This is a genomic window from Methylocaldum sp. GT1TLB, assembly GCF_051027445.1.
Lineage (GTDB): Bacteria > Pseudomonadota > Gammaproteobacteria > Methylococcales > Methylococcaceae > Methylocaldum.
This window is the reverse complement of the sequence record NZ_CP194898.1, coordinates 2,304,570-2,329,289: the sequence shown is the minus strand read 5'-3', so window position 1 is coordinate 2,329,289 and position 24,720 is coordinate 2,304,570. Positions and strand designations below refer to the sequence as shown.

The 24,720-nt window shown below is 58.0% G+C and carries 19 protein-coding genes; 6 read left to right on the top strand and 13 right to left on the bottom strand.

The window, feature by feature from the left end:
• Window positions 1–48: 48 nt before the first annotated feature.
• The 3 genes from ACR2R1_RS09980 to ACR2R1_RS09970 form a co-directional block, all read right to left on the bottom strand.
• Window positions 49–813 (bottom strand): OmpA family protein, encoded by a 765-nt coding sequence (locus ACR2R1_RS09980; protein ID WP_086133098.1) that lies wholly within the window; start codon window positions 811–813, stop codon window positions 49–51.
• 13 nt (window positions 814–826) lie between these two features.
• Window positions 827–1,345, bottom strand: a complete 519-nt coding sequence (locus ACR2R1_RS09975) for a DUF4398 domain-containing protein (RefSeq protein ID WP_139840988.1) — start codon at window positions 1,343–1,345, stop codon at window positions 827–829.
• Between the two features lie 102 nt (window positions 1,346–1,447).
• Window positions 1,448–1,714, bottom strand: a complete 267-nt coding sequence (locus tag ACR2R1_RS09970) for a PGPGW domain-containing protein (RefSeq protein WP_077729291.1) — start codon at window positions 1,712–1,714, stop codon at window positions 1,448–1,450.
• A gap of 1,282 nt (window positions 1,715–2,996) precedes the next feature.
• Here ACR2R1_RS09970 and ACR2R1_RS09965 point away from each other — a divergent pair.
• Complete coding sequence (locus ACR2R1_RS09965; protein ID WP_434113935.1) at window positions 2,997–4,346, top strand: ATP-binding protein; 1,350 nt, start codon at window positions 2,997–2,999, stop codon at window positions 4,344–4,346.
• A 31-nt stretch (window positions 4,347–4,377) separates the two neighbouring features.
• On the opposite strand, the gene ACR2R1_RS09960 is transcribed toward ACR2R1_RS09965, so the two are convergent.
• From ACR2R1_RS09960 to ACR2R1_RS09950, 3 genes are all read right to left on the bottom strand, one after another.
• On the bottom strand, window positions 4,378–5,055 hold the full coding sequence (locus ACR2R1_RS09960; protein ID WP_347257456.1) for a DUF1294 domain-containing protein: 678 nt from the start codon (window positions 5,053–5,055) through the stop codon (window positions 4,378–4,380).
• Window positions 5,056–5,218: 163 nt separating this feature from the next.
• Window positions 5,219–5,611 carry an Hsp20/alpha crystallin family protein gene (locus tag ACR2R1_RS09955; protein ID WP_077729294.1) on the bottom strand — a complete coding sequence of 131 codons (393 nt, stop codon included), beginning with the start codon at window positions 5,609–5,611 and terminating at the stop codon, window positions 5,219–5,221.
• Between the two features lie 16 nt (window positions 5,612–5,627).
• Window positions 5,628–6,071: an Hsp20/alpha crystallin family protein gene (locus ACR2R1_RS09950; RefSeq protein WP_347257457.1), complete on the bottom strand. Its 444-nt coding sequence runs from the start codon at window positions 6,069–6,071 to the stop codon at window positions 5,628–5,630.
• A 218-nt stretch (window positions 6,072–6,289) separates the two neighbouring features.
• Between ACR2R1_RS09950 and ACR2R1_RS09945 the strand changes: the two genes are divergently transcribed.
• Window positions 6,290–7,390: a DUF1207 domain-containing protein gene (locus ACR2R1_RS09945; RefSeq protein ID WP_434113930.1), complete on the top strand. Its 1,101-nt coding sequence runs from the start codon at window positions 6,290–6,292 to the stop codon at window positions 7,388–7,390.
• A 20-nt stretch (window positions 7,391–7,410) separates the two neighbouring features.
• On the opposite strand, the gene ACR2R1_RS09940 is transcribed toward ACR2R1_RS09945, so the two are convergent.
• The 6 genes from ACR2R1_RS09940 to ACR2R1_RS09915 all read right to left on the bottom strand — a co-directional run bounded on the left by ACR2R1_RS09940 (window position 7,411) and on the right by ACR2R1_RS09915 (window position 19,522).
• Window positions 7,411–8,100 carry an alpha/beta hydrolase gene (locus ACR2R1_RS09940; protein WP_086133103.1) on the bottom strand — a complete coding sequence of 230 codons (690 nt, stop codon included), beginning with the start codon at window positions 8,098–8,100 and terminating at the stop codon, window positions 7,411–7,413.
• A gap of 271 nt (window positions 8,101–8,371) precedes the next feature.
• A complete protein-coding gene (locus tag ACR2R1_RS09935) occupies window positions 8,372–9,277 on the bottom strand; it encodes a VOC family protein (protein WP_077729298.1) in 906 nt (301 codons plus the stop codon).
• Window positions 9,278–9,362: 85 nt separating this feature from the next.
• Window positions 9,363–14,522, bottom strand: a complete 5,160-nt coding sequence (gene treY / locus ACR2R1_RS09930) for a malto-oligosyltrehalose synthase (protein WP_347257459.1) — start codon at window positions 14,520–14,522, stop codon at window positions 9,363–9,365.
• A gap of 115 nt (window positions 14,523–14,637) precedes the next feature.
• Window positions 14,638–16,734, bottom strand: coding sequence for a malto-oligosyltrehalose trehalohydrolase (gene treZ, locus ACR2R1_RS09925; protein WP_434113925.1), 2,097 nt, complete (start codon window positions 16,732–16,734; stop codon window positions 14,638–14,640).
• Between the two features lie 828 nt (window positions 16,735–17,562).
• Window positions 17,563–18,828, bottom strand: coding sequence for a glycosyltransferase (locus tag ACR2R1_RS09920; RefSeq protein WP_434113923.1), 1,266 nt, complete (start codon window positions 18,826–18,828; stop codon window positions 17,563–17,565).
• Entirely contained in the window at window positions 18,821–19,522 is a 702-nt protein-coding gene (locus ACR2R1_RS09915) for a DUF5752 family protein (RefSeq protein WP_240502441.1), read from the bottom strand. The genes ACR2R1_RS09920 and ACR2R1_RS09915 overlap by 8 nt, the downstream gene beginning before the upstream one ends.
• Window positions 19,523–19,767: 245 nt before the next feature.
• Between ACR2R1_RS09915 and ACR2R1_RS09910 the strand changes: the two genes are divergently transcribed.
• Window positions 19,768–21,594: a hybrid sensor histidine kinase/response regulator gene (locus ACR2R1_RS09910; RefSeq protein WP_347257462.1), complete on the top strand. Its 1,827-nt coding sequence runs from the start codon at window positions 19,768–19,770 to the stop codon at window positions 21,592–21,594.
• Window positions 21,595–22,065: 471 nt separating this feature from the next.
• Here the strand turns inward: ACR2R1_RS09910 and ACR2R1_RS09905 are convergent, their stop codons facing one another.
• Window positions 22,066–22,791 (bottom strand): ABC transporter ATP-binding protein, encoded by a 726-nt coding sequence (locus tag ACR2R1_RS09905; protein WP_077729303.1) that lies wholly within the window; start codon window positions 22,789–22,791, stop codon window positions 22,066–22,068.
• Here ACR2R1_RS09905 and ACR2R1_RS09900 point away from each other — a divergent pair.
• The 3 genes from ACR2R1_RS09900 (at window position 22,739) to ACR2R1_RS09890 (ending at window position 24,625) form a co-directional block, all read left to right on the top strand.
• Window positions 22,739–23,392, top strand: a complete 654-nt coding sequence (locus ACR2R1_RS09900; RefSeq protein WP_434113918.1) for an arylesterase — start codon at window positions 22,739–22,741, stop codon at window positions 23,390–23,392. The genes ACR2R1_RS09905 and ACR2R1_RS09900 overlap by 53 nt on opposite strands.
• Before the next feature lie 84 nt (window positions 23,393–23,476).
• Entirely contained in the window at window positions 23,477–23,851 is a 375-nt protein-coding gene (locus tag ACR2R1_RS09895; RefSeq protein WP_077729305.1) for a HopJ type III effector protein, read from the top strand.
• Window positions 23,852–24,373: 522 nt separating this feature from the next.
• Complete coding sequence (locus ACR2R1_RS09890; protein WP_077729306.1) at window positions 24,374–24,625, top strand: hypothetical protein; 252 nt, start codon at window positions 24,374–24,376, stop codon at window positions 24,623–24,625.
• Window positions 24,626–24,720 lie beyond the last annotated feature (95 nt).

The window sequence follows — 24,720 nt, the reverse complement described above, 5'->3', positions numbered from 1 at the left end:
CGGTTATATGACGCCTGGCTTCACTTTGAGTTCCGACTTCGGTTGATATCATCTACCTCGTTCGGCGACTGGTTTGCCCGGTTCCGACAAATATATTTCTACGCGACGGTTCTGTAACCGTCCGGCGTTCGTATCGTTCGAAGCCACTGGATAAGCCTCGCCGTATCCGCGGGTCACGATACGGTCCGGGCTGACGCCGTTTCTAAGCAAGAAATCCTGCACGGCTTGTGCGCGGCGCAGAGACAGCTCCTCATTATAGGACTCCGATCCGCGGCTGTCGGTATGCCCTTCGATGAGGACGTTGCGATCCGGGTGCTGTTTAAGCGTATTCACTAACTGATAAAGCTCTTGCTGAGCGCCCGGTTTGAGGTTGGCTTTATCGTATTCGAATAGCACACTGCCCAAGGTAACCATAAGACCACGCTCGGTCTGCTGGGCCTTAAGCGCAGAAAGCTCCTGTTGTAGAAGCAGCCTCTCGCGTTCGTCGAGGATTTGCTGGGTCTCGGACTCGGCTTTTCGGGTTTCGGCTATGGCCCGTGCGATCTCGACTTTCCTCTGGGCGATGTAGGCGAGATGGGTGGTTTCGTCTTCATCGTCAGCGTTTTCGGCCTGCCGCAGGGTTTCACCCGCCTCCGCGAGCGCGACTGGAGCATTTTGTGCGATCTCGACGTCTTGCTGGGCTTGCGAATACGACAGGCGAGCCTTTTCCAAGGATTCGTTCTGCGTGGCGCAGCCTGCGCATAGGGTGATTATGCCTAGCGAAAAGCAGCGAATCGCGAGTGAATAACGGAGATTATTGTCCGTCCTTGACATAGCGTTGCCTCCTTTAGAGATTCACGTCGTCAGTGCGCCGACCTCTGGTTTCCGCCTCGCGGCGCAGCTCTTCGATGGTTTGCTGGGCTTGCTGCGCCATTTGGCGGGCATTTTCCGACTGGGCTTTAGCCTCGGCCAACTGGGCGTCGATCTGGGCCTGCTCGGCCAGACGGCGCGCATCCTCGTATTTCTCGTCAGCCAAAGCCTTCTTGGCGCGTCCCAATTTATCCATGGCACGTTGTATTTCCGCCGGGGCATATTCCGACGCTTTTACCATCATGGCTTGGTTGAGAGCCGTATCCGCTGTCGAAATCGTATTGATGGGCGGAGTTTCGGATGCACAACCGAATAATCCCATAGCACTCAAACAGACGATAGAAATACCTGGCCGAGGTTTTGAAAATGCCTTGTAGATTCTCATGAGAAAACCTCCTGTAACATGAGAGTTGCGACTTTCAGAACTACTCTTATTCCCTGTCGATAAGCCAAGCGTTAAGTGCTCGCCGATACGATAGTCGGGTGCATCGGCCATAGGCTCGATCAAATGCGAGAAAAAATCGCTTCGCAGCCGGCAAGTTATCGGAAGTGTGTCATCGGGTAACTGGCTCTTTATTTTGCTCACAGTATTATCGGTTCATTTCCCGATCAGATTGCTAGCTTTCCGTTTGATATCGTCGGCACTTTGCTTGAGATCTTTGGCTCGTCGTTTGACGACACGTAACCAGTGTCGCGCCCAGGCGAATTCGATGCCCAGAATTGCCAGGCCTAAAGGGATGAGTAGAAAAGCTGGACCCGGCAATACGATTAAAGCGATCCCGATCAACACTACGGTAGATCCGACCACTCCGATGACCACGCGCCGCGCCACCTTATACGTTTTGACGAGGCTCGTGCGTGACATAAGTCCTCTTTTTCATTGATGAGCCGAGGTTTCGCTGAAACTTTTCAAGGCTTTGACCCGTCGGCGGTGGTTCAGTTTCTGAAGGCGATACGTATGACGGAACGATCTTGTCGTTCGCTTCGCAAGGCAGTAGGCATTTGGGATTATCGGATTGCCCTCAAAGAGCCGTTTTTTAGATCGTTAAAAAGCATCTCGATCACATAGATAAATCGTGACGAAAAGCAGCACAAAGACGGATGGTCAAGTGACGTCGCTAGAATTATCTCTGATCTCCAGAAAATAATATTCTTGATTGAACATTACGTTTAATCATTACGGAAAGGCCTCTTAGTGTGAAAGGCAAATCATGATTGAATAGGCATTCAATTCGGTTTTAAGATCGGCTGACCAATATATATCAATACTCATTAAGCCGACCTAAAAATAAGTCCCAGTTTTACTGAGCATGGATTCGGTACCTGTCCATCCGCGGGAAAGGGCTTGCCGGAGTCGAACCGGCCTTCCGGGGATATGAGCCCCGGCGCGCACCGGCGCCTTTGTTGGCTCCGCGGTCTACGTGGGGCATGCAAAAAAGAAGCCTTACCTATTAGATGGCGAGCTTGCTAATCTATCGCAAAAAAATGTAAAACTCCGTGAATATACTTATCTCTTAACTGTGACAAATGCCGCGAAAGTGGAATCGCCTATCGGCAGCATATCTCTTGGGAGGTACGATATGTTTCATAAAGTGACCGGCTCATTGGTTGTGCCGTATGTTTTTGTGAAGCACATCGGTTACGCTCGGCAACCCCTTATAGAGTCGTGTTTCTACTGCCTTTGCTTATGGCGATCGGTAGGCTTTCGAGTAGATTCTGGAGGGATATATAAAATGAAGCCTGCTGAAACCGGACAACCGCTATCAATCCACCTGTTATTATTTTGCATCCTTGATTTTGTTGAATGCCCGGCGCTGGTTGCCGATCTTGGTTTCCCCGTTTAAACCATGCCGGTCACGAAAGAGGGCGGTCTTCCGCGGCGGATCGGGAGATAAAGCAAGATAGCGCGGGAACTTAGACGCCATTTGAGCATCTATAGACGCTCGGTGATTGCCTCCTTTTCGGCGCCCATCTACAAGGGGAGGGGGCTTAGCCGGCGCTCTGTAGCAATGTAGCAATCCGATTGATTGGTCGATTGGAGGTGTGCAACCGATCGACTCGATTTAAGCTTCCCCACTTAAGGCCTATCCCCGTTGGCTATCAGTCCCGATCATTGCCGGATTTCTGATCGCCTGCGGAATCGAGGTATGAGTAGATTCATAGAGATACAAACCATGTGGGATAGTCTTCAAACATTAATTTCAGCTGACGGGCTCATGCCTCACGGATATTGCCTGCTATGGCGTCCTTCCTTGCTTTATCTGCATGTTTTTTCGGACGTCATGACGGCGCTGGCCTACTATTCCATTCCAGGCGCTTTGATCTACTTCGTCCTGCGCCGCCGCAATCTTCGCTTTCGCAATATTTTCTTGCTCTTCGGCGCCTTCATTCTCGCCTGCGGTACGACTCATTTGTTGGAAGCCTGGACGGTCTGGCAGCCGATCTACGAGGTGGAAGGTATTGTCAAGCTGTTCACTGCCCTGATTTCGGTCGTCGCTGCCGTTGTGCTATGGCCGTTGATCCCCCAGGCTCTCGCCATGCCCAGCCCGGAGGAACTGGAACAGACTAACCGGCGATTGATCAAGGAAATACAGGAACGCAAGGCGGCCGAGGAGAAGATTCGGCAACTGAACGCTAATCTGGAAGAGAGGGTTACGCAACGCACGCAAGAGTTAATGCAGCTTAACCGCCAGCTTAAATTGGAGATTCAGGAACGCAAGCGGGTCGAAGACAGTCTTCGCGATGCCGATAGCCGCAAGGACGAGTTCCTGGCCATGTTGGGTCATGAGCTCAGAAATCCTTTGGCTCCGATTCGAAACGCCGTGCAGGTCATGCGCAAGATCGGTGTGGCCGATCCCAAATTGGCTTGGGCGCGCGATGTCGTTGATCGTCAAGCCGGCCATCTGACCCGGTTGGTGGACGACCTGCTGGACGTTTCACGCATCATCAGGGGCAAGATTACTTTGCACAAGCGCGCCATAACGGTTGCCACGGTTATCGAACAGGCTCTCGAAACCAGCAAGCCGTTAATCGATGCTCGTCATCACGAACTCGCGGTTTCGTTACCGGAAGAACCGGTGCAGATTTATGGGGATCCGGTGCGTTTGGCGCAGGTTGTCTCGAACATACTCAATAATGCGGCCAAGTACACGCCTTCTGGCGGCAAAATCAGGCTGACGGTGGCGCGTGAATCCGCCCAGGCGGTCATTCGTGTACGTGATACGGGTGAGGGCATACCGGACCATCTCTTGCCGAGGCTTTTTGATCTGTTCACTCAAGCCGAGCGTACCATCGACCGCTCGCAAGGCGGTCTCGGTATCGGTCTGACGATCGTCCAAAAACTCGTGGAGTTACACGGGGGCCGGGTCGAAGCCAGCAGCGAGGGTCCCGGAAGAGGCAGCGAGTTCGTCATCAGGTTGCCGGTTTCCGAAGAACTTGTGGAAGTCGGCGCTAGCGGAGAATCCCCGTCCGCTACGTTGAAAAGCGTTCATTCATGATCGGCCGGTTTCCGCCCGAACTTGATCAGGGTTAGGGCCCAAGAAAATCGACCGCGAGAAACGCGGCCCACGCCAGTCCGTGGCAGATAATAATGCCCCATAGGATTATCCTGTAGCGGGTCTTCCGTATCTTATGGCGGAAATCGTGCTGCGCAAGGAGCGCCCCCGGCCAGCCTCCCATCAACTCTATCATGTGCATGTAAAATTCCGGTATGCGCCATTGGCCGGTTATCGCGTGTTTCTTATCCAGTCCATAAAGCATAATGGCCAGGACGCTCAGGAAAACGTAAGAAAAGAACGGAATCGGATTGTATGTCCGCCAGATCAGATAGCACGACAAGAGGATGGGCAACCCGATCAAGGTCCAGAGAAATGGCGAACGCGGGGTGGCTAGGATACCCTCGGTCGGCTTTTTCGCCGTGATATCGACGCCTTTGATCGCGGCGTAGGAAAGGCGCCTCTTGCCGGGAACGTCGCTTGCCACGTTGTAGAAAATGATGTCTCCGACCTGTGGGCGCCGGCTCGTACCCTCCTCGAGTACGCTGATATGGACGAAATAGTCGTCGCCGCCCATGGATGGACGCACGAATCCGAAGCCTTTGTCATCGTTCCAAAGGACAAGGACGCCTTCCTGCAAGCGGGAATCGTCGGCGACGATCCGCCGCTTGCGGCCGGTCGTCTTTCGTTTATTGAAAGGGGCGGAGGTCAATTCAATTTGCCTTATAGAACTTTGGCATACGCCTTATTGTTACCTGTGTCATTTGTAATCGATTTTACATCTGCCGGCTCAAATCCGATTCGCGGATATGGCAAGGCCCGGCGCTTCCGAACACCGGGCCTCGACATCGCAGAATCCAAAAGGCTGGCTCCGGCTAATCCACGCGCACCTCAATCTTGCGCGGACGCAATTCGGCCCGCTTGGGAATTTTCAGAGTGAGCACGCCGTCCTTGAGTGTGGCGTCGATGTTGTTCGGTTCCAGTTCCGGACTGAGCGAGAAACTCCGGCGGTATCGCGTCGAACGGATGTCCGCATATAGCGCCTGGATGCCCTCCGGCATGTCGAAATGTGCATCACCCTCGATAAGCAGACTGTTCTTATCGACTTCTATGTTGAGTCGATCTCTCGATACTCCCGGCATGTCGGCTACCAGCGTGATGCCCTCCGCATCTTCGCAGATATCGACCGGCGGGTTCAACACCACCTGACGCTCGGGCTTTTGGACGTCGGCGGACTGCCTTGTTGCAACATCTTGTGTCTCAGCCATGATGTTCTCCTTTTGCTCATTTCACTTCGATCTGCCGAGGCTTGGCCGCCTCGCGCCGCTGTACCTTGATGTGCAGAATGCCGTTCTCGCAACGGGCTTGGACTCGATCGGCATCCACATCTTCCGGTAGCGTGATCGCGCGCCGGAACTCGCCGTCGAAACGCTCCTGGCGATAGTAGTTGGCATCCTCTTTTTTCGGCAATTTCCGCTCGCCGGAGACGGACAGCACGTTCTGCTGGATGGAGATGTCCAGTGTCTTGGGATCGACACCCGGGGTAAACAAGTAAACGTCCACCTCGTCGGATGTGGCGCCCACATTCACCGGGGGGAAACTGCCGCGAGTGGCGGATCTGATTCCAATCGGCCAAGACCAACGGCCGAATAGATCGTCCATCTCCCGCTCCAGGCGTTGGAACTCGTCGAATAAGCTGCTCTCGAATGGCGTGGGTCTGTTGAACATAGGTCATACCTCCTTTTAAGCGGTTCAAACTCTTGCCGGCTGAAAGAACAATGGGGTCTCGGCCGCGATTTTCAAGAGATTCGGAGCGAGCGGCATACGCCAAGCCTTTCTTCGTTTGGCCTGATCGGCGCAAGGGCTCGCGGGTTTCCGGCATTGCCTGGAACTTGCCTACGGACTAAGATCACGCTGCACCCCGAATGGATTTCAGGAGTTATTCCATGCGCTCGCACTATGGATGGGTACTTTCCCTCGTTTTTTTCATTCCTTCTGCGGCTCAGCCGGCCGGTCCGAGAGACGATCGTTTCCTCGAAGGCTACGCTTCGGCCGTGCTCGACATGCGTTTCGGGCTGAGCGATGCGAAACCCAGCGTGAAAAACGGTCGGCTGGTGCTCGATCCGGATCAACTCAAAGGACGAAACCCGCAAACGGTCGCTGACGCTCTGCGTGGCATAGAGGGGTTGCAGGTCGAAGTGGGAAGACCCGGCAGCGCGTCGATTGCGGTTAGCGAGCCGATCCCCGAAACCCAGCCGGCGTCATCTTCCGAAAAACTGACGCGCTATACGGGCTGGCTTCCGCCGGCCAAGGCTTTCGAGTCGCTGATCGCCGATCCGAAATGGCCGCGTTTCTCCGCATCCGTCCAGTTTTACCAGAGCGATGAAGAACTGAACACGGTCGGTTCCGCAAACTTCGGTGCGACGCTTCCGTTTTACGGATGGGAAGGATTGGGCGCCAGTTGGCAAGTCGGACTCCAGGCCGGCGTATTTTCGATTTTCAATCTGAACGCGAGTTCTACCGATCTGGTGAACTCCGATTTCTTCGTGGCGCTGCCGGTGAGCGTCAGAACCGGCCCGTTCTCGGCCCAGGCGCGCGTTTTCCACCAAAGTTCGCATTTGGGCGACGAGTACCTGCTGCGCAATCGGGTCGATCGCATCAATCTTTCCTTCGAGGGCGCCGATCTCTTGCTCTCCTGGAATTTCGGCGATTTCTTGCGCCTCTATGGCGGTGGAGGAGGGCTGTTCCGAACCGATCCGGGCGATCTCGAACCCTGGTTTGTTCAAGGCGGATTCGAGTTGACGAGCCCCTATCCAGTATTTACCGAACTCTTGTATCCGGTCGCGGCACTGGACATTCAGGCTGCCGAAGGAGGCGATTGGGACGCCAGCTATTCGGCGCGTGCCGGCATCGAGTTTCGCAGCGCCTGGCTGGAGGGTCGGCGCTTGCAGTGGCTGTTCGAATATTTCAACGGGCGCTCGCCGAACGGCCAGTTTTTCGAAAGGCACATCGAGTATTTCGGGACCGGTCTCCATTTCTATTTCTGAACAGGAGAGACCCGCTGGGATCAATGCAGCCCCGTTTTTCCGGCAAACCAACGGGCAGCCTCCTGCGCGATATCCGAGGGAACGCTATGGCCGCCCTCGAATTCCCGGTAGACAACCTCATAGCCGGCCCGCTTCAGCTGCGGCACGATGCGGCGGCTGCATTTGTCGATAGGCAACACGGTATCGTCCGTGCCATGGGAAATGAAAACCTGCGGATTTCCGCGCTGTACGGTGGATATCATGAAGCCCGGCGAAAACGCGAGGATATGGCTGAACAAGTCACCGTTCATGACGCCCAGCGAGAGCGCATAAGACGCGCCGTCCGAAAAGCCGCCGATCGCGATTCGCGACGGATCGACCGCATAGTGGGTAAACACATGGCTCAAGACCCGATCGACTTGGGTGAGGTCTACCCCATACTCTTCGATGATCACATCCCAGGTGAATTCGTGCGATGCGGGCGCCGCCAGGATCAATCCGCAAGGATCGGCCAACTTCAAGAGAGGGGCCAAACCGTGCTGGGAATTGCCCCCGGCTCCGTGAAACAACAACACCAGCGGAAGAGCGCGGCCTCCCCGATAGCTCTCTGGAATATAGAGATGCCCGCTACGCTTGGATTCTTCGAGTCTGAGCGGTAGCAGGCCGGTTGGGGCGGACTTCTTGATCTTTATCCGCTCCGGACGCGCCGAAAGATGTCCTATTTTGCTCATTGCGATACTTTTCCTTGAATGAAGATTCCAAGGTTCGAGTGACGCTCGGGTCCTTTTGTGAGCTCCAGCCGGTCGGATTCATCTCAGCGGAAATCCGATGCTCACGCCGGTACGCATATGAACCGGACCGTATCGGACACCTGGCCCGGAAATGCCGATACCCGCGTACGGCCTCACGCTGCTACAAGCGCTAAGTAATGGCGCAACGAGGATCAGCCCTATGATCAGGATGATCGGCCTTTTGGCTGCTTTCATGATCGGACCTCTTGCTTCATCGTGAAGGCGGTATTTGCTGAATGCCGAACATCGCTCCCGACGGATCGGTCATCACGGCGACCGTTCCCGAGCGGATGTCGGGGTGCGGAGCGATGAGCACCTTACCTCCGAGACTTTCCGCGCCGGCAACAGTTCCGGCGAGATCCGAGACTCGAATGTACGGCAGCCAGGCCGCTTGTCCCCCGGCCAGGGGCTGTCTTGCGAGTCCGGCCCTCGGAGTCCCTTCGCGCTTGAAGATGAGATACGGTTGCTTGCCGCTCTCGCGCGGCCACGAGTCGACTTGATATCCCGCAAGCTCATGGTAGAACCGTGTCGCCTTGTCGAGGTCCTCGGCCCACAATTCGTCCCAAAACCAGTCGTTTTCCTCGGGTTCGATGGGCTCGGGATCGCCCCATCGGGTACGGATTACCGTCAGCGGAGCACCGTCCGGATCGCGGATAACGGCGAAACGTCCCCGTTCCGGCGCGTTCACCGGCGTCAGCGGCACGGTTCCGCCGGATCGCTCGGCCAGCTGCACCGCGCGATCGACATTCTCGACCGAAAGCAAGCTAAGCCACTGATTCGCGGGGTGCGGCGGTTCGGTATCCTTAGCCACGAGACCGGAAATCGGACGTCCGTGGTTCCAGGCAATCGAATAGTCGAAATCACCTTGAGTGGAGTCGGTAAACCGCCAGCCGAACAGGCTTCCGTAAAAACGCTTGGCGGCGGGTAGATCGTCGGTCACGAGATCGTGCCAGACAAAACGGCCGGGTTGGTGGAGCCGCGTCTCGGTGGGCGAGATTGCGGGCAACTCGACCACACGGTCGGCACAGGCCGAAAAAAGTCCGAGCGAGACGATCAGCAGGACCGGGATAATGCTTCTACAAGTGTGTTTGAAAGGTTTGTATCTGATACGACGCATCACAAACTCCTGCCAAACGACCTATGGTGCTTTCGGATTCAAGGTGCTGCCTACGGCGGCTTCTTCTATCGGATGTGAAAACCCACTAATCCACCTTGACCAACAACGCCAGCGGAAAGCCCGAAAACAATTCCGTTGCCATCAGCGGGGCCGCGCCGCCAAGCGTTACCTGTTCCCGCGTGAGGCAGTGCGCATAAGTGCCGGCGACGGCAGGCGGCAGCGTCAGGCGGGTATCGTCCCAAACCGTCCCATCGCCCAGCGGCGATAAGGCGCCGTTGCCGAGGCGCAATATCCAGCGGGGCACCGCCACCAGCACCGTGCGCGAGCCGAAGCGGCGGAGAAACGCGCACAGGTGTTCGGCTTTTTTCCCCTCGGCTTCCAGCGGATGATAGCCGCCGCGGCGGAACAAATCCGGATCCTGTTGCCGCACTCGCAGCGTTTCCCGTGTGACATACAGCTTGATTCGCCCGTCGCTCATATCGCTTTGCATCTCACCGAGTTTCGGTGCGAGCTCCGGCGCAGTCAGTCCATCCCATGCCTTGATCTCGTTCAATAAAAGCTGTCGCCGCTCATAATCCACCGGCCGACGGTTGTCCGGGTCGACCAGGCTGAAATCCCACAGCTCGTTTCCCTGATAAACGTCCGGCACGCCGGGAACGGTGAGCTTAAGCAGGACTTGAGCCAGGCTGTTGTGCAAACCTGCGCGGGTGATGCCCGACAGAAAATCGCGAAAGTCGCGGAGAAATTCGTCCTGCTCTCCGGGAGTTACGAGTTTCCGCAGAAAATCCGAGACTGCCCGTTCGTAGGGTAAATTCGGATTCAGCCAACTGCTGAACAGCTTGGCTTCTCTCATCGCCTTGACCATGTAGGCTTCCAATCTCTGCACGTAGTTCCCCGCGCTTTCCGGGTTCAGCTCTCCCAGCGGCCAGGTTCCGACCAAAGTCTGATAAATCAGGTATTCATCGTTTCTCGACGGGGCCGGATCGCCGTCGACCATGCTTTTCTTCTTCCGATTGAGCTCGCTCCAGTTACGGACGCGCGCTATCCATTCATCGGGAAGCTCCGACAACACGTCGATGCGGGCCCTCACATCCTCGGAACGCTTGGTATCGTGGGTCGAGGTGCTCAATAGGGAATGGGGCCAGAATTGGCTGCGTTCTTCGTTACGGCGATGAAAATCGGCGAGCGAAACGCCGAAATATCTGGGATCGCCACCGACTTCGTTCAAAGACACGAAACGGTTGTAGCGGTAGAAAGCCGTGTCTTCCATGCCTTTCGCCATGGCCGGGCCGGTCAGCTGCTGAAATTTCATCGCGAACGAGACGACCTGTTCCCGATACCGGTCGCTCTTGCCCTCCGCCAGAATCGTCAGCAGTTCGTCCCGGACGAAATCGAAGATCGTAAGGTCTCCCACCAGGCTTCGTTTTTTCGCGTGCTCGACCGCGAGCTCGATGTAGTTCCGATCGGTTTCGGATATCCCCCGGCCGGTTACGTAGGTTCGGTAGACCGGAAAACAAGCGATGATTTCCCGCAGTGCATCCCGCAGGCTGTTCAGGCTGTAATCGCGGGTGCGGCGGTCGCTTTCCGCGATCCGGCTCAGCCGGTTGGCGAGCACCGTGAGTTCGCTGGAAAGGGCGACCCTAAGAATCAAGCGCTTTGATTGGTAAAGCAATTCGTCGAAATCGACGGGAAAACTGCAGAAGGACCGGTAGAAGGCATCCAGCGCCTGCTCGGCCCCCGGCCAGATGAAGAGGCCGTTGACCAGGTTGGCGAAGTCGTAGCCGGTCGTGCCATGGACCGGCCATTGGCTGGGAAGGCTCTCGTCCAGAGCGAGGATCTTTTCGACCACGACGTAGAACGCCCGAGCTTCCGATGTGGCGGCGGCCTGGTCCTCGGATTCCGCGGTTTCCGTCCGGGTCAACGCCAGCACGCGATCTTGCAGCGCCCGGCAGTAGGCTCCCGGATTGTAAAGTCCGTCCGGATGGTCGATCCTGAGTCCCTGTATCTTTCCCAGGGCGATGAGGTCCAGGACGAACCGGTGGGTGGCCTCGAAGACATCCTCGTTTTCGATGGACAAGGCGGCCAGATCGTTGGTATCGAAGAATCGGCGATAGTTGATCTCGTCCGCCGCAACCCGCCAATAAGCCAGCCGGTAGGCTTGATATTCGAGAAGCTCGTGGAGCCGGTCGAAACTTGCCGGAACGCCGGGCATGCCGTTGAACTCGCTGACATTCTTGGCGATGAACTGCGAGATGTCCCGGCTGGCTGCGCACAGCCGCGCCAGATGCTGCTTGTGGATTTCTTTGTCCCGGTTGCGTTCGTTGCGCTTGTCCTTGCCGGTCTGCCAGCGGCCGGGCAGGTGGCTGAAAGCCGTTATCAGGCTCTGAAATTCCGCGAGGTGGGAATCATCCGGACTGAGCGCGGTTTTCAGCTGATCCAGCCGGTAAGCCAGAATGCGCGGATATTCCTTGGGATCGATCGGGAACCGGTGGGGCCCGTAGTAAACGGAGAAGGAACCCTCCTCGGCGTCGAAAGCGAGTTCCAGCTCTCCGCTTTCCAATGCGGTTCCGTACGGCGACCCCAAGGTGGGCAGCAGGACTTTGCCGCGCAGATAGTCTTTGACCGGCGACCAGTCGATATCGAAAAAATCGGCATGATCCGAAGCCGGTCCATTTTCGAGCACGTCCAGCCACCAGATGTTGTCGCTGCCCATGACGCCCATATGGTTGGGCACCATATCCAGAATCTGGCCCATGCCGCGCCGTGCGAGCTCGGACACGAATCGGTCGAAATCTTCCTGGCTGCCGATTTCGGGATTCAGTTCGCCATGATCGACGATATCGTAGCCATGGGTGCTGCCCGGCCGCGCTTTCAGATACGGAGACGCATAACAATGGCTGATGCCTAGGTCCTGAAGATAAGGCAGGATTTCCGTCGCCTGGCGAAAGGTGAAATCGCGGTTGAACTGCAACCGATAAGTGGCGCGCGGAATGGAAAAGCTGACGCCCCCGGCTATCGCCGTCTTGCTTTTGATCTGGGTTTTCGGAATTCCGCTGCGCCTTTCGGCCAAGGCGTGCAGCAAGGCGGTGACGGTATCTTCCTTGCGCCACTGTTCGAATTCCAGCGGCAGTTTTCGCCGCCAGTTCGGAAAATCGTCGGGCGCGCCGGGGATCACGAGCTGGTCGGCCTGCCCGAGGGCATCCTCCAGCCGCAGCAGCACGATGTCGGCCGCGGTTCGGGACAGCAGAAGATAAACCGCGCGCACCATGTCGGGCATCATATCGGGCACGGAAATCGGATGGATATTGATGTCGGCCGGCAGCAAGTCTTCCTGTTCCAGCGTGACGAGCAGGCGAGCGCGGGCGACTGCCCGGGCCACGACGGCGTCGTGGCGGGCATCTTCGGAGGCAAAGAGCTTCAATGCCGTGCGTTCGTCCAGATCGCGCCCGAGCCAGAATCCTCTGAGGGGTGGCTCGTCGATCCCGGACGTGACGATGGCCGATTCCGGCGCATATTCCCGTGTAGGCAGGAATTTTTCGGTCTTCCAGTGGGAGAACAGCGATTCGCAAGGCAGCACGCCCGCGTGTTTCAGCCGTTCCATGATGTCCGCCGGAACGGTTTCGCCGTCGGTCGCCAGCACCAGACAGCGATTGCGCTGGCTTTCCAGGGCAAGGATCCCCAGGAGGTCCTCGAAGGGAAAGGCGACATAGCTGCCGTCCTCGGAGCTCCCGCCGGCCGGAATCCAGTACTGCCGGGCCAAGTCGGTCACCTTGTGCACCAGCACGGCGCCGACATGCCGCATCGTCTGCCGCAGACTGGCGGTGAAAGGGCGGTAGGCCGCTTCTCTCAGACTCGGTGGTGTAAAGGGCGAAATGGTGGAGACGCCGCCGTCCGGGCAGGTTTCGGTCGGCGGCGAACCGAGCCGGATGCCGGGCGCATGGTAGGTTTGCTGCGACCAGACTTCCGCACCGCCCGCGGCGGCACTGAATACGAATTCCAGGCATAAGCCGATACTCAAGCCGAGCTCCGCGGCGCGGTCCCCGGCCGACTGGATTTGCTGTTCCGCCTGCCAGTAGAGATAGGCATAGTAGTCGAGCCCGGCGGCATTTTCGGCCGCAAAGCTTTGTACCTCGGGAGACGACGGATCCCTGAATTGCGCCGGCCAATCGGTCCACGCCGAATATCCGGCGCCCTCGCGGGCAAAGCGTTCGCACAGCGCGTCGAACAGCGACTGATGATAAAGAACGGGCCCGCGCGCGGACTGATAGGCGCGAAAGGCTTTTCCGCGTTTGGAAAGCTTCCGCAAATGCTTGTTGCGGAAATGAGCGAAGAGCGATTCCAGGATGCCGAGCTTTACCGCCGCCACTTCGGTATAGTCGATCAGCTCTTCGGCGCGCAGGGCGCGTAGCTGCGCCTGGAATTCCGGATCCGCGACGGCTTGCTGCACGGCCTCGGACTCGGCGAAGTCGGGAATGGCTTCGACGTCGAGGTACAGCACATTGTAAAAAAGCCGGTTGGACGGCTCGTAAGCATTGCCGATTTCCGGCTTCACCGGTTTCAGGGCTTGGAGCGGACTCACCCGGATCATCGCTGCTTCATGCTCGGCGGCGTAATCGACCAAGCCCTTGAGATCGGTAAAATCGCCGATGCCCCAGTTGCGTTGCGAGCGTACGGCGTGAAGAGCCAGCGATAATCCCCAGACCTTTTGTTTTTCTTGCAGAACCGGCGGGAGATAGCAGCGCTCAGGCGTCACGATAAGGCTCATGCTGCCTTTGAGATTTCGCTCCGCGTACTCGACCGTCAGTCGGTGATAGCCCAGAGGAGGCTGAACCGGCAGGGTGAAGGCGTAGCGCCGATAGCACTGGTCCTGAATCGCCAGCTCGCCGACCAGCGCCAACTCGGCCGGGCAGAAGTCTCCGTCCCATCGCTTTCCATCGTCGAGTTCCAGAATCCACGTCATGAGCACATGATCGAGCTGACGAGGCACGGTACAGACGATGACGCGGGAATCCTCGCCCTCGCGAACGACCTTGACCGGCGGCAGGATTCGAAGCCAATGCTCATATTCCAGCTCGGCCATGATCGCCGGCAGCCGTGCCTCGTCGCAGGCATCGATGCCCATGGCCGCCAAGAGTTCGCGCTTGGTGTCGGCGGAAACGCGGACCGTTTCGCCCCGTGAGTCGACGAACTCCGTCTCGATGCCGCAAAGGCCACACAGCTGGTCGATCGCTTTAACGACGGGCATCAGCCTTACCTAATAATCTGTGCGGCCAAGAGCCGCGCCTTATTTCCTTCTCCCTTCGGGCAGAGGTATCTACACAAGTCTCCAAAGCCGTCATTCCGGCAGGGAAGGGTTGCGACTAAAGCAACCGTTTGCGATTGGATGCCGGAATCCAGAACACACGGATGTGAGAGGCCGTTGCCGTCCTTGGCTTCTGGACCCCGGCACTCCAATCGCAAACGGTGTCTTCGGGAAGGGCGTGGCCGGCGCTCCCGGCCAGGCCGTTTGCGATTCGAGCACCGAAGCCACCCTTCCCTGCCGGGGTGACGAGTTGCGTCGATACCTTTACTCCTTGGGAGAGGGGGGGGGAGGGGCTTGGAGAAAGTGGCCCGAAGGGCTGGATGAGGGAGAGCGCGCTCTCCGGTCGCATGAGAAACCAGGCCGTTGACCAGGCGGGTATCCGGCCCGAAGGTAAGCTGTCGGTAATGTCCGGGTCGCTGACGGCTAATGCCGGATCCGAGGAAAGATCCAAGTTCGACAGCGGTTCTTCCCCAAGATTGGATAAGAGGATCAAGCTGCCGCCGTCATCCAGTTGCCAGACGACCGAAAGTCCTCGTGCGCCGAAGAGCTTGAAGTGTGGGCGGCCGGCGCTTATTTGTTTCAAAAGCGGGACGATTTGCTCGCGGCGGACCGCCAGTAGGGATTGGTAGAACGACTGCCATTCCCGATGTTTCGGAATCTCCAGTGCGGCCCAGTCCAATTTCGAGTTGAAGAAGGTCGAGGGGGCGGAAGGATCGGGAATCCGTTGTCGGAGCTCCGGGGCGGCGAATCGTCCGAAGCGGGCGAATTCGTTGCGTCGGCCTTCCGTCACCGCCTGGGCCAATTCCGGTCCGAAGTCGCAGAAATATTGGAACGGCGTCGGACAGGCGAATTCCTCGCCCATGAACAGCAAAGGCGGGGAAGGCGCCAACAGCAACAGCGTCACCGCCGCTCGGAGTGGGCGGGTTTCCACCAGATCGGAGAGACGCTCGCCGAATGCGCGGTTGCCGACCTGATCGTGATTTTGCAGAAAGGGGACGAACGCGGTGGGCGGAAGATCGCGGCTGATTTCGCCGCGCCGGCGGTTGTCGCGATACGGCGAGGCTTCCCCTTGATAGGCGAAGCCTTCGGTCAGGGCGCGTCCCAAGTGTTTCAGGGGCGCGTCGGCATAATCGGCGTAATAGCCGTCGGTTTCGCCCGTCAACAAGAGGTGCAACGCATGATGCAGGTCGTCGTTCCACTGCGCGTCGTACTGCCGGGGCGAACCGTCGGCCTCGCGCGCGAGATAATGCGCGGCGTTGTCGTCGTTTTCCAGTACCAGATGGACGTGCCGGCAGCTTCCGGGGCCGGCGCGAACCCGCTCCGCCAACTCGTCCAGAATATCCGGACGCGAATCGTCGATGATGGCGTGAACCGCATCCAGCCGCAGTCCGTCCAGGTGATATTCCTCCAGCCAGTACAAGGCGTTGTGAATGAAAAAATCGCGCACGGTGCGACAGTTCTCGCCGTCGTAGTTGATCGCGCTGCCCCAGGGCGTATGGTGCCGGTCGCTGAAGAACGGTTTTCCGTAGACATACAAGTAATTGCCTTCCGGCCCGAAGTGGTTGTAGACCACGTCGAGGAATACCATGAGGCCCTTGTGATGAGCGGCCTGGACGAACTCCTTCAGATCGTCCGGCGTTCCGTAGCTGGCATCCGGCGCGAACGGCAGGACGCCGTCATAGCCCCAGTTCCAGCGGCCGGGAAAAGCCGCGATCGGCATCAGCTCGATCGCCGTGATGCCTAGCGAAGCCAGGTAGTCCAGTTTGTCTTGCAGTGCCCGAAAGCTTCCTTCCGGGGTGAAGGTGCCGACGTGCAGTTCGTAGATCACGGCTTCTTCCCAAGGCCGTCCGGTCCACTCCTCATCGGTCCAGCGGAAGCCGGCCGGATCGATCACCTGGCTGGCGCCGTGCACGTCCGAAGGATTGAAACGCGAGGCGGGATCCGGAACGGCGAGGCCATCGTCCAGCCGAAACCGGTAACGGCTGCCGGCCGCCGCTTCAGTTGTCATGACCTCGAACCAGCCGTCGGCTCGCTGCTGCATAGTCAAACGTCGCTCCCTCTCGTCCGTTCCGAGGATCAAGTCCACGCTCTTCGTTTGCGGCGCCCAGAATCTGAAGCGCACGCCGTCTTCCGTGATTTCCGTGCCGAATGGCATTGAGTGTTTTCGAATCATCGTTCCGATTTGGGTGTTTCCCTTCGAGTTATCCGGTAATAGGCTGGGATAGGCGGCAGCGTTCCCGGCAAACGGCTGAGTTGTTGTCTTGGCCAACCGAGTCGATAAGGAGTCGCTGACGCGACGGTTGTTTTGAATGTGGGTTTCCGAACCCACGGTCGGGATACTTTCTTTTGCTTGGCCAAAAGAAAGTATCCAAAGAAAAGGCCACCCGATTGCCGCTTGTCTCCTCCGCTTCTCGCTTTCGTCGGGAGGCGATCAAAGGGACTCCTGTCCCTTGATCGCCGCGATTCATCCATGAATCGCCCCTCCGGGTTATTCCCGCCGAAAGCTGCGGTGCTCGGCGCGGCAAACGGGAGTTAGAGTAATTTAAAAATTGACTGTGGGCGTTTTTTGCCCCGTATGGTGCGCCCGAGCATCGACGCCTTGAGCCGGAACCGCCCGAAGGGGCGCGGCACGATGCCGCGCGGCAACAAAGGCACATGGAAGTGCCTTTTGTTGCCCCCGGCTCAAGGCGTCGACGCGCAGGATCAGCGCGCCATCCGGGTGTCCTTTCTTTTGGGTCCTTTTCTTTGGACAAGCAACGAAAAGGACCTCGGCTGTGGGTCCGACAAACCGGCAGGACAGCCGGTTTGCACGGCTTCGCCGCCCGATAGGGCGAGGCCTAAGGATAGGCCGAGTGAAACCCACATTCAAAACAACCGTCGCGTCAGCGACTCCTTACCATCGAATTGGTTGCTACAGCGAACTCAGCCGCCGGAAACGCTGTGTCCTTCAACCGGGCTCTGCGTTCCCGGCCAACACCACCGATTACTGCCCTCTAACCCGAATCGCCCCCGCCAGCTCGATGCGTTCTCCCGCGGCGTGCAGCACGCTCACCATCAGAGTGAGGTACTCCCGAAGGTGGCGGGTGATCAGGAAGTTTTCGCGTACGAACTCCCGCGCTTTATTGCCCATTTCCTCGATTTTGTGCCGGTCGTGGAGCAGGTAGCGGATGCGCAGGGCCGCGCCTTCCGGGGTATTGACCAAAAAGCCGGTGTGATGGTCGATCACCTGGAGCCGAATACCGCCGGTATCTCCGCCGATGACCGGTTTGCCCTTCCATAAGGCTTCGGTGACCGTCAGGCCGAAGCCCTCGCGAAGCGATTTCTGCACCACCAGATCGGCAGCCCGCTGCAATGCATTGATGGTGCGGTGGGCGTCGGGCGGAAGGAGCAGGACATGTACATCGGAGTCGCCGTTCGCCGCCTGCCGCGCTTCGGCCAAAACGGCGTCTCCTTCGGGATCGTCGGTAGCGGAACCTCCGGCCAGAACCAGCTGAATGTCCCGCAGGAAATGCTTGGCGATTCGGTATGCTTCAATTACGCCTACCGGGTCCTTGAACTGGTCGAAGCGAGAGACCTGAACGATGATGGGGCGCGTCCGGTCGATACCGAAGCGCTCGCAGACGCTGTCGATCTCGCCTTCCGGCAGATCGACATTCTTGTCGCTCAAGGGATCGATGCTGGGCGGAATCAGGTATTGCGAGTGGGGCAGGGGCTGCACGAACGCGGCGAGCGAGAAAACGCTGGCGTCAAACCCGGCGACGAAGCCGCGGAGATAACGCCAGATTACGCGGTTCGGCCGATTGATATCGATATGGCAGCGCCAGATCCATTTGCCCTTGCGCTCGGGAATATATCTCAGCAGCGGAGCGGGCTGCGGATCGTGAATGAAAACGATGTCGGCATCGCTTAGAATCGGGCGCAGCTGTTCGGCGTTAAAGGCGTTGGTCTCTTCGAAGTTCCGCAGCCAGTCGTTGGGCATGTTCACCATTTTGCCCTGGAGACCATTGTGAAAACTCTTGGTGCATTGATAAAACACCGCATTGCCGGTGATCACTTCCCAGTGGGTTTCGATTCCGAGCTCCCGCATCAGCGGCACGTGTTTTTCCAGAATCTCCGCGACGCCGCCGCCGAGCCGGGTCGAGTTGACGTGGACCACGCGTTTGTCCCGCAGCGTTCCCGCGAGCTGATGCAGCTGATCGATGACATCCTGACCGACGACCTCGGCGTACGACTCCAACAGATTAGCCACGGCCCACCTCGCACAGGCAACCGGAGAACACGCGCGCCAATTCTTCGCGGAGACTGGTCAGCGAGGTAAAGTAGGGATCGATCTTGGCCAGACATTGACAGAGGCTTTCATAGCGTCCGTCGAAAGACTCCAGCCAGTTCCGAAAGTCATCCAGCCGGTTCTCGTTGCGCCGCTTGGCGTCGATGAAGTGATAGAAAATGCTGCTTACCGACATTTGTCCGATCCGGGCGGCAAGCTTCTCCGGGGTGAAAAACTGGAGATCGGTGCGAAAAACGACGGTGAGCGCGCGAATAAACTCGAACTGCTGATCCGGTTGCGCCCATGCCAGAACCTCGCGTTCATCCAGCCGCTGCTCGATGATCTCGATCAGCTCCTGGCGCAATTCGTCGAGCGTGTCATAACTGTTGGGATCGACGACGCTCAGGCGCTCGGCGAGCACCTTGTCGTGCAAAGCATGCCTGGACCAGGCGGCGAAGTCGTTGCTGTATTCGGGCTCGTCGAAGCGGGGATGGAGCAGATTGCCCCAGAAGTGAAAATAAATGCTCCCGGGATGAATAGCCAATAGCTGATCGCGCAGTTCCTTAAGGTTCTGTGCCCGTTTACCGGTCGCGATAGCCAATAGGGCGCAATCATTGACTATGAAAGGCATCGATCCGCTGGCGACGTTCTCCATGGCGATCTCTGGCTTGCCCATCGTTTGCGTACAATTCTCGAGCACCATAGCCAGCTTGGCGGTATTTGTAAATCCGTGAAAGTCGGGGTATGTCTTTTCAGCATCGGCAGGCCGGGAATAACACCTTTTCCCGCTGCGCGACGGGATAACGCAGTGGATTTGACACGCCCGTTCGTTGTCCCTGTGTTACAGTTTTAATCCTACGTACCGGTTCGTTGACAAGGCCTGGTTCGGGGAGTTTAAGCGCATGCTGGGGAGACGACACGATGTCGAACAATACGGACAAGACCACGCTGAGAGAGAATGCCGAAGCCGAGCTCGACAATAAGCTTGAACCGGCCGCACCTACGGACGTCGATGAGCAAACTCCGCAGCAGGAGCGTCAATCGCTACACGAGTTTCAAGTCCGCGCGCTGGAATTGGAAGCCGAAAACCGGAAGCTGAAGGAGGCGCTGGAGGCGCTGGAGGAGTCCCGCGACCACTACGCAAACCTTTTCGATTTCGCTCCGGCGGGTTATTTGACCTTGGATGAACACGGCGTGATCAAGGAGATCAATCTGACCGCCGCCGGCATGCTGGCACGGGAGCGCCCGGCCCTAATCGGGCTTCCGTTCGTTCGCTTTATCGCCAAGGCAGATCAAAAAAAGTTTTCGAATCATCTTTCGCAAAGTCGATGCGAGCGGCGGAGCCTCACCACGGAGCTCCGTCTAGTCGGAAAGGGCGGTTGGCATCTTCCGGTGGAAATGCATACCTCATCGATGCGGGATAGCCGGCACTATGTGTTTTACCGCACGGTGCTGACCGACATCAGCGAACGCTTGCTGGTGCGAACGGCCTTGGATCAGTCGCGCCGGCAGCTCGAACAGAATGTTTCGGAACGGACGGCCGCTCTGCAAGAGAATCGGCAACTGGAGGCCGAGGTCGCCGAACGGAAGCGGCTGGAAGCCGAGTTGCGGCAACGCATGCAAGAACTGGCCGATGCGGACCGGCACAAGGACGAGTTCATGGCCATGCTGGCGCACGAACTGCGCAATCCCCTGGCGGCCATCGTCAATGCGACCGAGTTGATGCGACGCAAGCCTTCGGGCCATCAGCACCTGTATGACTGGGCCTGCCGGGTGATCAAAGATCAGACCGCGCATCTCGCCCACCTTCTGGACGACCTGCTGGACGTGGCGAGGGTCACGCAGGGAAAGATCGTATTGGACCAGGCGACGATCGATCTGAGGACCGTCGTGTCCCAAGCGGTCGAAGCCAATCGGGCCCTGCTCGAGGATCGCCGGCATCGCCTGAACGTGCGTGTTCCGCCCGAGCCGGTTTGGGTGCAGGGCGATAGCACGCGTTGCGTCCAGATCGTCGGCAATCTGATTCACAACGCCGCCAAATTCACCGAGGTGGAAGGCGAGATCGAGGTCGTCCTCGACACCGAAGCCGACGATGCCGTGGTGCGGGTTCGCGACAACGGCACCGGCATTTCCACCGAACTCTTGCCCCGGATTTTCGAGCCGTTCACCCAGGAAGACCGCTCGCTGGCCCGTTCACGCGGCGGCTTGGGAATCGGTCTGTCGCTGGTCAAGAAACTGGTGGAGCTCCATCACGGCCGGGTGGAGGTGGCCAGCCAAGGCCCCGGTCAGGGCAGCGAATTCACGGTCCGCTTGCCGTGGATGAAAACGCATTTGTCCAGCCGGAAACACAGCGAGAAGGTCCAAGATTCAGGTTTGTCCGCGGCCGATCAATATGTCCTGGTGGTCGACGACAATGTGTCTTCGGCCGATTCCTTGTCGACCTTGCTCGGGGCGTATGGGTATCAGGTTCAGGTCGCCTACGACGGCAAAGAGGCGCTCGACCGGGGCAGGGAGCGAGCGCCCGATGTCGTGCTGCTGGATATCGGTATGCCGCAGATGGACGGGTATGAAGTGGCTCGGCGCATGCGGGAAGATCCACGGCTCACGGGAACGCGCTTGATCGCGATCTCCGGCTATGGCCAGGAAGAGGACCGGCAGCGCTCGCGCGAAGCCGGCTTCGACCACCATCTGGTCAAGCCGGTGGACATCGATGTCTTGCTGGATTTGCTCGGCAGCAGGCAGCCGTAGGTCAACAATCCTTTGTCGACAGATTTCGTAGGGCGGATTAGGCGCACTCCGGCATAGGCTGGATGTTGAACACCGCGTTCTGCGTGCGCCGTAACCCGCCAAAACAACGCCCCGTGTCCTTGCCGTTCGCTTCGGTGGGTTACGGTGCGCGCCTGAATCGGTGAGTTACAGTGAGTAAAGAAAACAATGCCAGTATTACCCGTCATTCCGGCAGGGAGTGCCGGAATCCAGAGGCCAAGGATGGCCTGCCCTCTACGTCCTTGTAACCTGGACCCCGGCAGTCCCAATCGTAAACGGGCCTTTAGTCGGCCCCTTCCATGCCGGGGTGACGATGTGGTTTGACTTTCGTTACGAACAGTAAGTACAGGTTGTCGGGGCGCACCTAACCCACCCTACCATGGGCTGATAGAGTACTCCCGTATCGCGCCGCATGGTCGGCGGCACAAATACGCCGGAATACGCTGCGGTAGGTCAACTCTCCGCCGAATATCCCACGATGCGGCCGCTATCCAGGCGGATCAAGCGTTCGCAGCGGGAAGCCAGGGTTTCGTCGTGGGTGACCAGAACCAGCGTGGTGCCTTTCTCGCGGTTCAGCTCGAACAGCAATTCGATAACGGTCCGGCCGGTATTGCTGTCCAGATTGCCGGTAGGCTCGTCTGCGAACAGAATTTTCGGTTCGGTGACGAAAGCCCGCGCCAGCGCGACGCGCTGCTGTTCGCCCCCCGAGAGCTGCCGCGGATAATGCTTGAACCGGTGGCTCAGGCCGACCCGTTCGAGCATGGCAAGACTGCGGAGCCGGGCCTCGTCGCCGGCACCGGCCAGTTCCATGGGGAGCATGACGTTCTCCAGTGCGGTCAGATTGGGAAGAAGCTGGAACGACTGGAATACGAAACCGACATACTCGCTGCGGAGCCGCGCCCGGCCGTCTTCGTCCATATCGGTGAGGCAGGATCCCGCGAGCCAGATGCGGCCCGAAGAAGGTAGATCGAGGCCGGCCAGAAGGCCGAGCAAGGTCGATTTGCCCGATCCCGAAGCGCCGACGATGGCCAAGGTTTCTCTCGGTTTGATCGAGAGGTCGACTGCTGTCAATATATCTAGCCGACCGTCCGCCGTCGTGACGTGTTTGCCGAGATTCTCCGTTCGAATGACGAATTCCGCGTCGATATCCTCCAACGCACCGATCTGCTCCTGTGTCATGCGAAAACTGTTGTTATCCTTCATTTTCCTCGTGTTGCCGGGATTGTGTCAGGCAAAAACCGTTCTTGTTCTCGGCGATAGTATCAGTGCCGGGTATGGTTTGGAAAAGATAGACCACGGCTGGGTGGCTATGTTGCAGGAGGCGGCGCGGCCGCTTGGCGCCGAGGTCGTGAACGCCAGTATTTCCGGCGAGACGAGCGCCGGCGGCCTTGCCCGGATCGACGAGCTTCTTCGTCGGCACCGGCCGACCGTGGTGATACTCGAACTCGGCGCCAACGACGGTTTGCGCGGGCTTTCGCCCAAGCAGCTGGAAGCCAACCTGAGCGAAATGACCGTCCGCTCCAAGGCCGCCGGTGCCGAGGTATTGCTGCTCGGCATGAAGATACCGCCGAACTATGGCAAGCGTTACGCCGACCTTTTTCGGAATGTCTTCCACCGGGTCACCGAGACCCACGATACGGCGTTCGTGCCGTTTCTTCTGGAAGGCGTCGGCGGTCAAGACCATTTGATGCAGGCGGACGGCCTGCATCCCAATCGCGAGGCTCAGGCGATCCTGTTTCGCCAGGTTTGGGACAAGCTGGAGCCGATGCTCGCCCGTTAAGCTCTGAATTTGCGACCGTCTGCGGTCTCTACGTGACGGTCCTCCATACGTGATCCAATAAGGTTCGTTTTCTTTATCACCGACATGATTACATCGTTAGAAGCATTCATCGCCAAAATCAAGCAATGCCAGCCGGTCGCCTTCAAAGAAAGCATCGACGTCATCGGGCAATATTACGATTATCGGCCAACCCGCTTTACCAACGGTCTGGCTGATAACCGGGTGGTCAACGAACCGGGGAGCAACGAAGGTTCCTGCAAGATTTTCTATTTCGGCCGGCTGCACGGGTTATCCGAGAAAGAGACTCTGGCGCTGTTCGGCGAGCATTACGTCGAAGTGCTGTCGAACCCGAACGGCGAAAGCCACAAGAACATCAGAACCTTCATGCAGTGCGGATGGCCTGGAATCACCTTCGACGGCGAAGCTTTGGTTCGAAGATCGCCGGATCGCAGTGCGTGATGAGAGGGGACGAAAGCGGGGTCCCCGCCGGCGCGCTTTTCACCACGGCGTAGTGGTATGGATCGGGAAGCCGCCTCGTACGCCCGAAATGTAGAACTTATAGGATGGGCTGAGTGTGCGAAGTCCATCGTTCGCGATCGATGCCTGTCCTGAGCCCCGTCGAAGGGCGCTTCGTTCCACAGCGCATTCATTTTATGAACTTTCCGCCACGGTACGGCAGAGCGGGCTGGAAAGCCGTTCCCGGCCGAGGAAAATGTAGGCCGGAATAAGTCGTAGGTCGACAATCATTTGCCGACGACCGTGCGCAACGCCATTGATGGATCTGGGAGGGAGGCGGCCGCCCGATTTCGGCGCGCGCCTCGGCGGCGGTCGTTGTCCTGCGCCGTATCCCGTCGTCTAGTTTCATCGAATGAATTGTTGTTTAATCCGAACGCTTTGCCCGCATATGCTGTCAAAAGCCCGTTTTCCCTAGATTTTTTCCGGAAATTCCGGTGCCATACCGAAACATCGTTGGAGAGTTTTATGCTGATTTTTTTCAAGAGCCTAGTGGCCCTCTCGATATTGATTTTTATCGTCGGGCTGATTAAACCGAAATGGATTCTATTCTGGATGAAGCAACCGGATCGTCTGATAGCCACCTCGGTGGGCTTGCTGCTGTTCATGGCGTCGTGGACCGGGATCGCCAAGCTGACCTTGAAGCCGAAGGCTCCTCAGGCGGTACAGCATTCGGAGCGGTCTGTCGACGAGCAGAATACTTTGCAGTTGGGGCGTTGAGGGTTCGGCAGCTGTTATCGTGCCGTGCCGTTATCGTTTCTCGCCCTCCTTTGCAGCCAAATAGCTTACTGCGGCTTCCGCCACGGAATGGTTAC

Excerpts from the sequence above, each read along its gene's own strand:
- ACR2R1_RS09935 (WP_077729298.1), bottom strand. The coding sequence starts at position 9,277 with ATGCGTCGTATCAGATACAAACCTTTCAAACACACTTGTAGAAGCATT.
- ACR2R1_RS09915 (WP_240502441.1), bottom strand. The coding sequence starts at position 19,522 with ATGGGCAAGCCAGAGATCGCCATGGAGAACGTCGCCAGCGGATCGATG.
- ACR2R1_RS09910 (WP_347257462.1), top strand. The coding sequence starts at position 19,768 with ATGTCGAACAATACGGACAAGACCACGCTGAGAGAGAATGCCGAAGCC.
- ACR2R1_RS09955 (WP_077729294.1), bottom strand. The coding sequence starts at position 5,611 with ATGGCTGAGACACAAGATGTTGCAACAAGGCAGTCCGCCGACGTCCAA.
- treZ (WP_434113925.1), bottom strand. The coding sequence starts at position 16,734 with ATGCCATTCGGCACGGAAATCACGGAAGACGGCGTGCGCTTCAGATTC.
- ACR2R1_RS09950 (WP_347257457.1), bottom strand. The coding sequence starts at position 6,071 with ATGTTCAACAGACCCACGCCATTCGAGAGCAGCTTATTCGACGAGTTC.
- ACR2R1_RS09940 (WP_086133103.1), bottom strand. The coding sequence starts at position 8,100 with ATGAGCAAAATAGGACATCTTTCGGCGCGTCCGGAGCGGATAAAGATC.
- ACR2R1_RS09970 (WP_077729291.1), bottom strand. The coding sequence starts at position 1,714 with ATGTCACGCACGAGCCTCGTCAAAACGTATAAGGTGGCGCGGCGCGTG.
- ACR2R1_RS09975 (WP_139840988.1), bottom strand. The coding sequence starts at position 1,345 with ATGGCCGATGCACCCGACTATCGTATCGGCGAGCACTTAACGCTTGGC.
- treY (WP_347257459.1), bottom strand. The coding sequence starts at position 14,522 with ATGCCCGTCGTTAAAGCGATCGACCAGCTGTGTGGCCTTTGCGGCATC.
- ACR2R1_RS09895 (WP_077729305.1), top strand. The coding sequence starts at position 23,477 with ATGATTACATCGTTAGAAGCATTCATCGCCAAAATCAAGCAATGCCAG.
- ACR2R1_RS09890 (WP_077729306.1), top strand. The coding sequence starts at position 24,374 with ATGCTGATTTTTTTCAAGAGCCTAGTGGCCCTCTCGATATTGATTTTT.
- ACR2R1_RS09980 (WP_086133098.1), bottom strand. The coding sequence starts at position 813 with ATGTCAAGGACGGACAATAATCTCCGTTATTCACTCGCGATTCGCTGC.
- ACR2R1_RS09965 (WP_434113935.1), top strand. The coding sequence starts at position 2,997 with ATGAGTAGATTCATAGAGATACAAACCATGTGGGATAGTCTTCAAACA.
- ACR2R1_RS09945 (WP_434113930.1), top strand. The coding sequence starts at position 6,290 with ATGCGCTCGCACTATGGATGGGTACTTTCCCTCGTTTTTTTCATTCCT.
- ACR2R1_RS09905 (WP_077729303.1), bottom strand. The coding sequence starts at position 22,791 with ATGACACAGGAGCAGATCGGTGCGTTGGAGGATATCGACGCGGAATTC.
- ACR2R1_RS09900 (WP_434113918.1), top strand. The coding sequence starts at position 22,739 with ATGACGAATTCCGCGTCGATATCCTCCAACGCACCGATCTGCTCCTGT.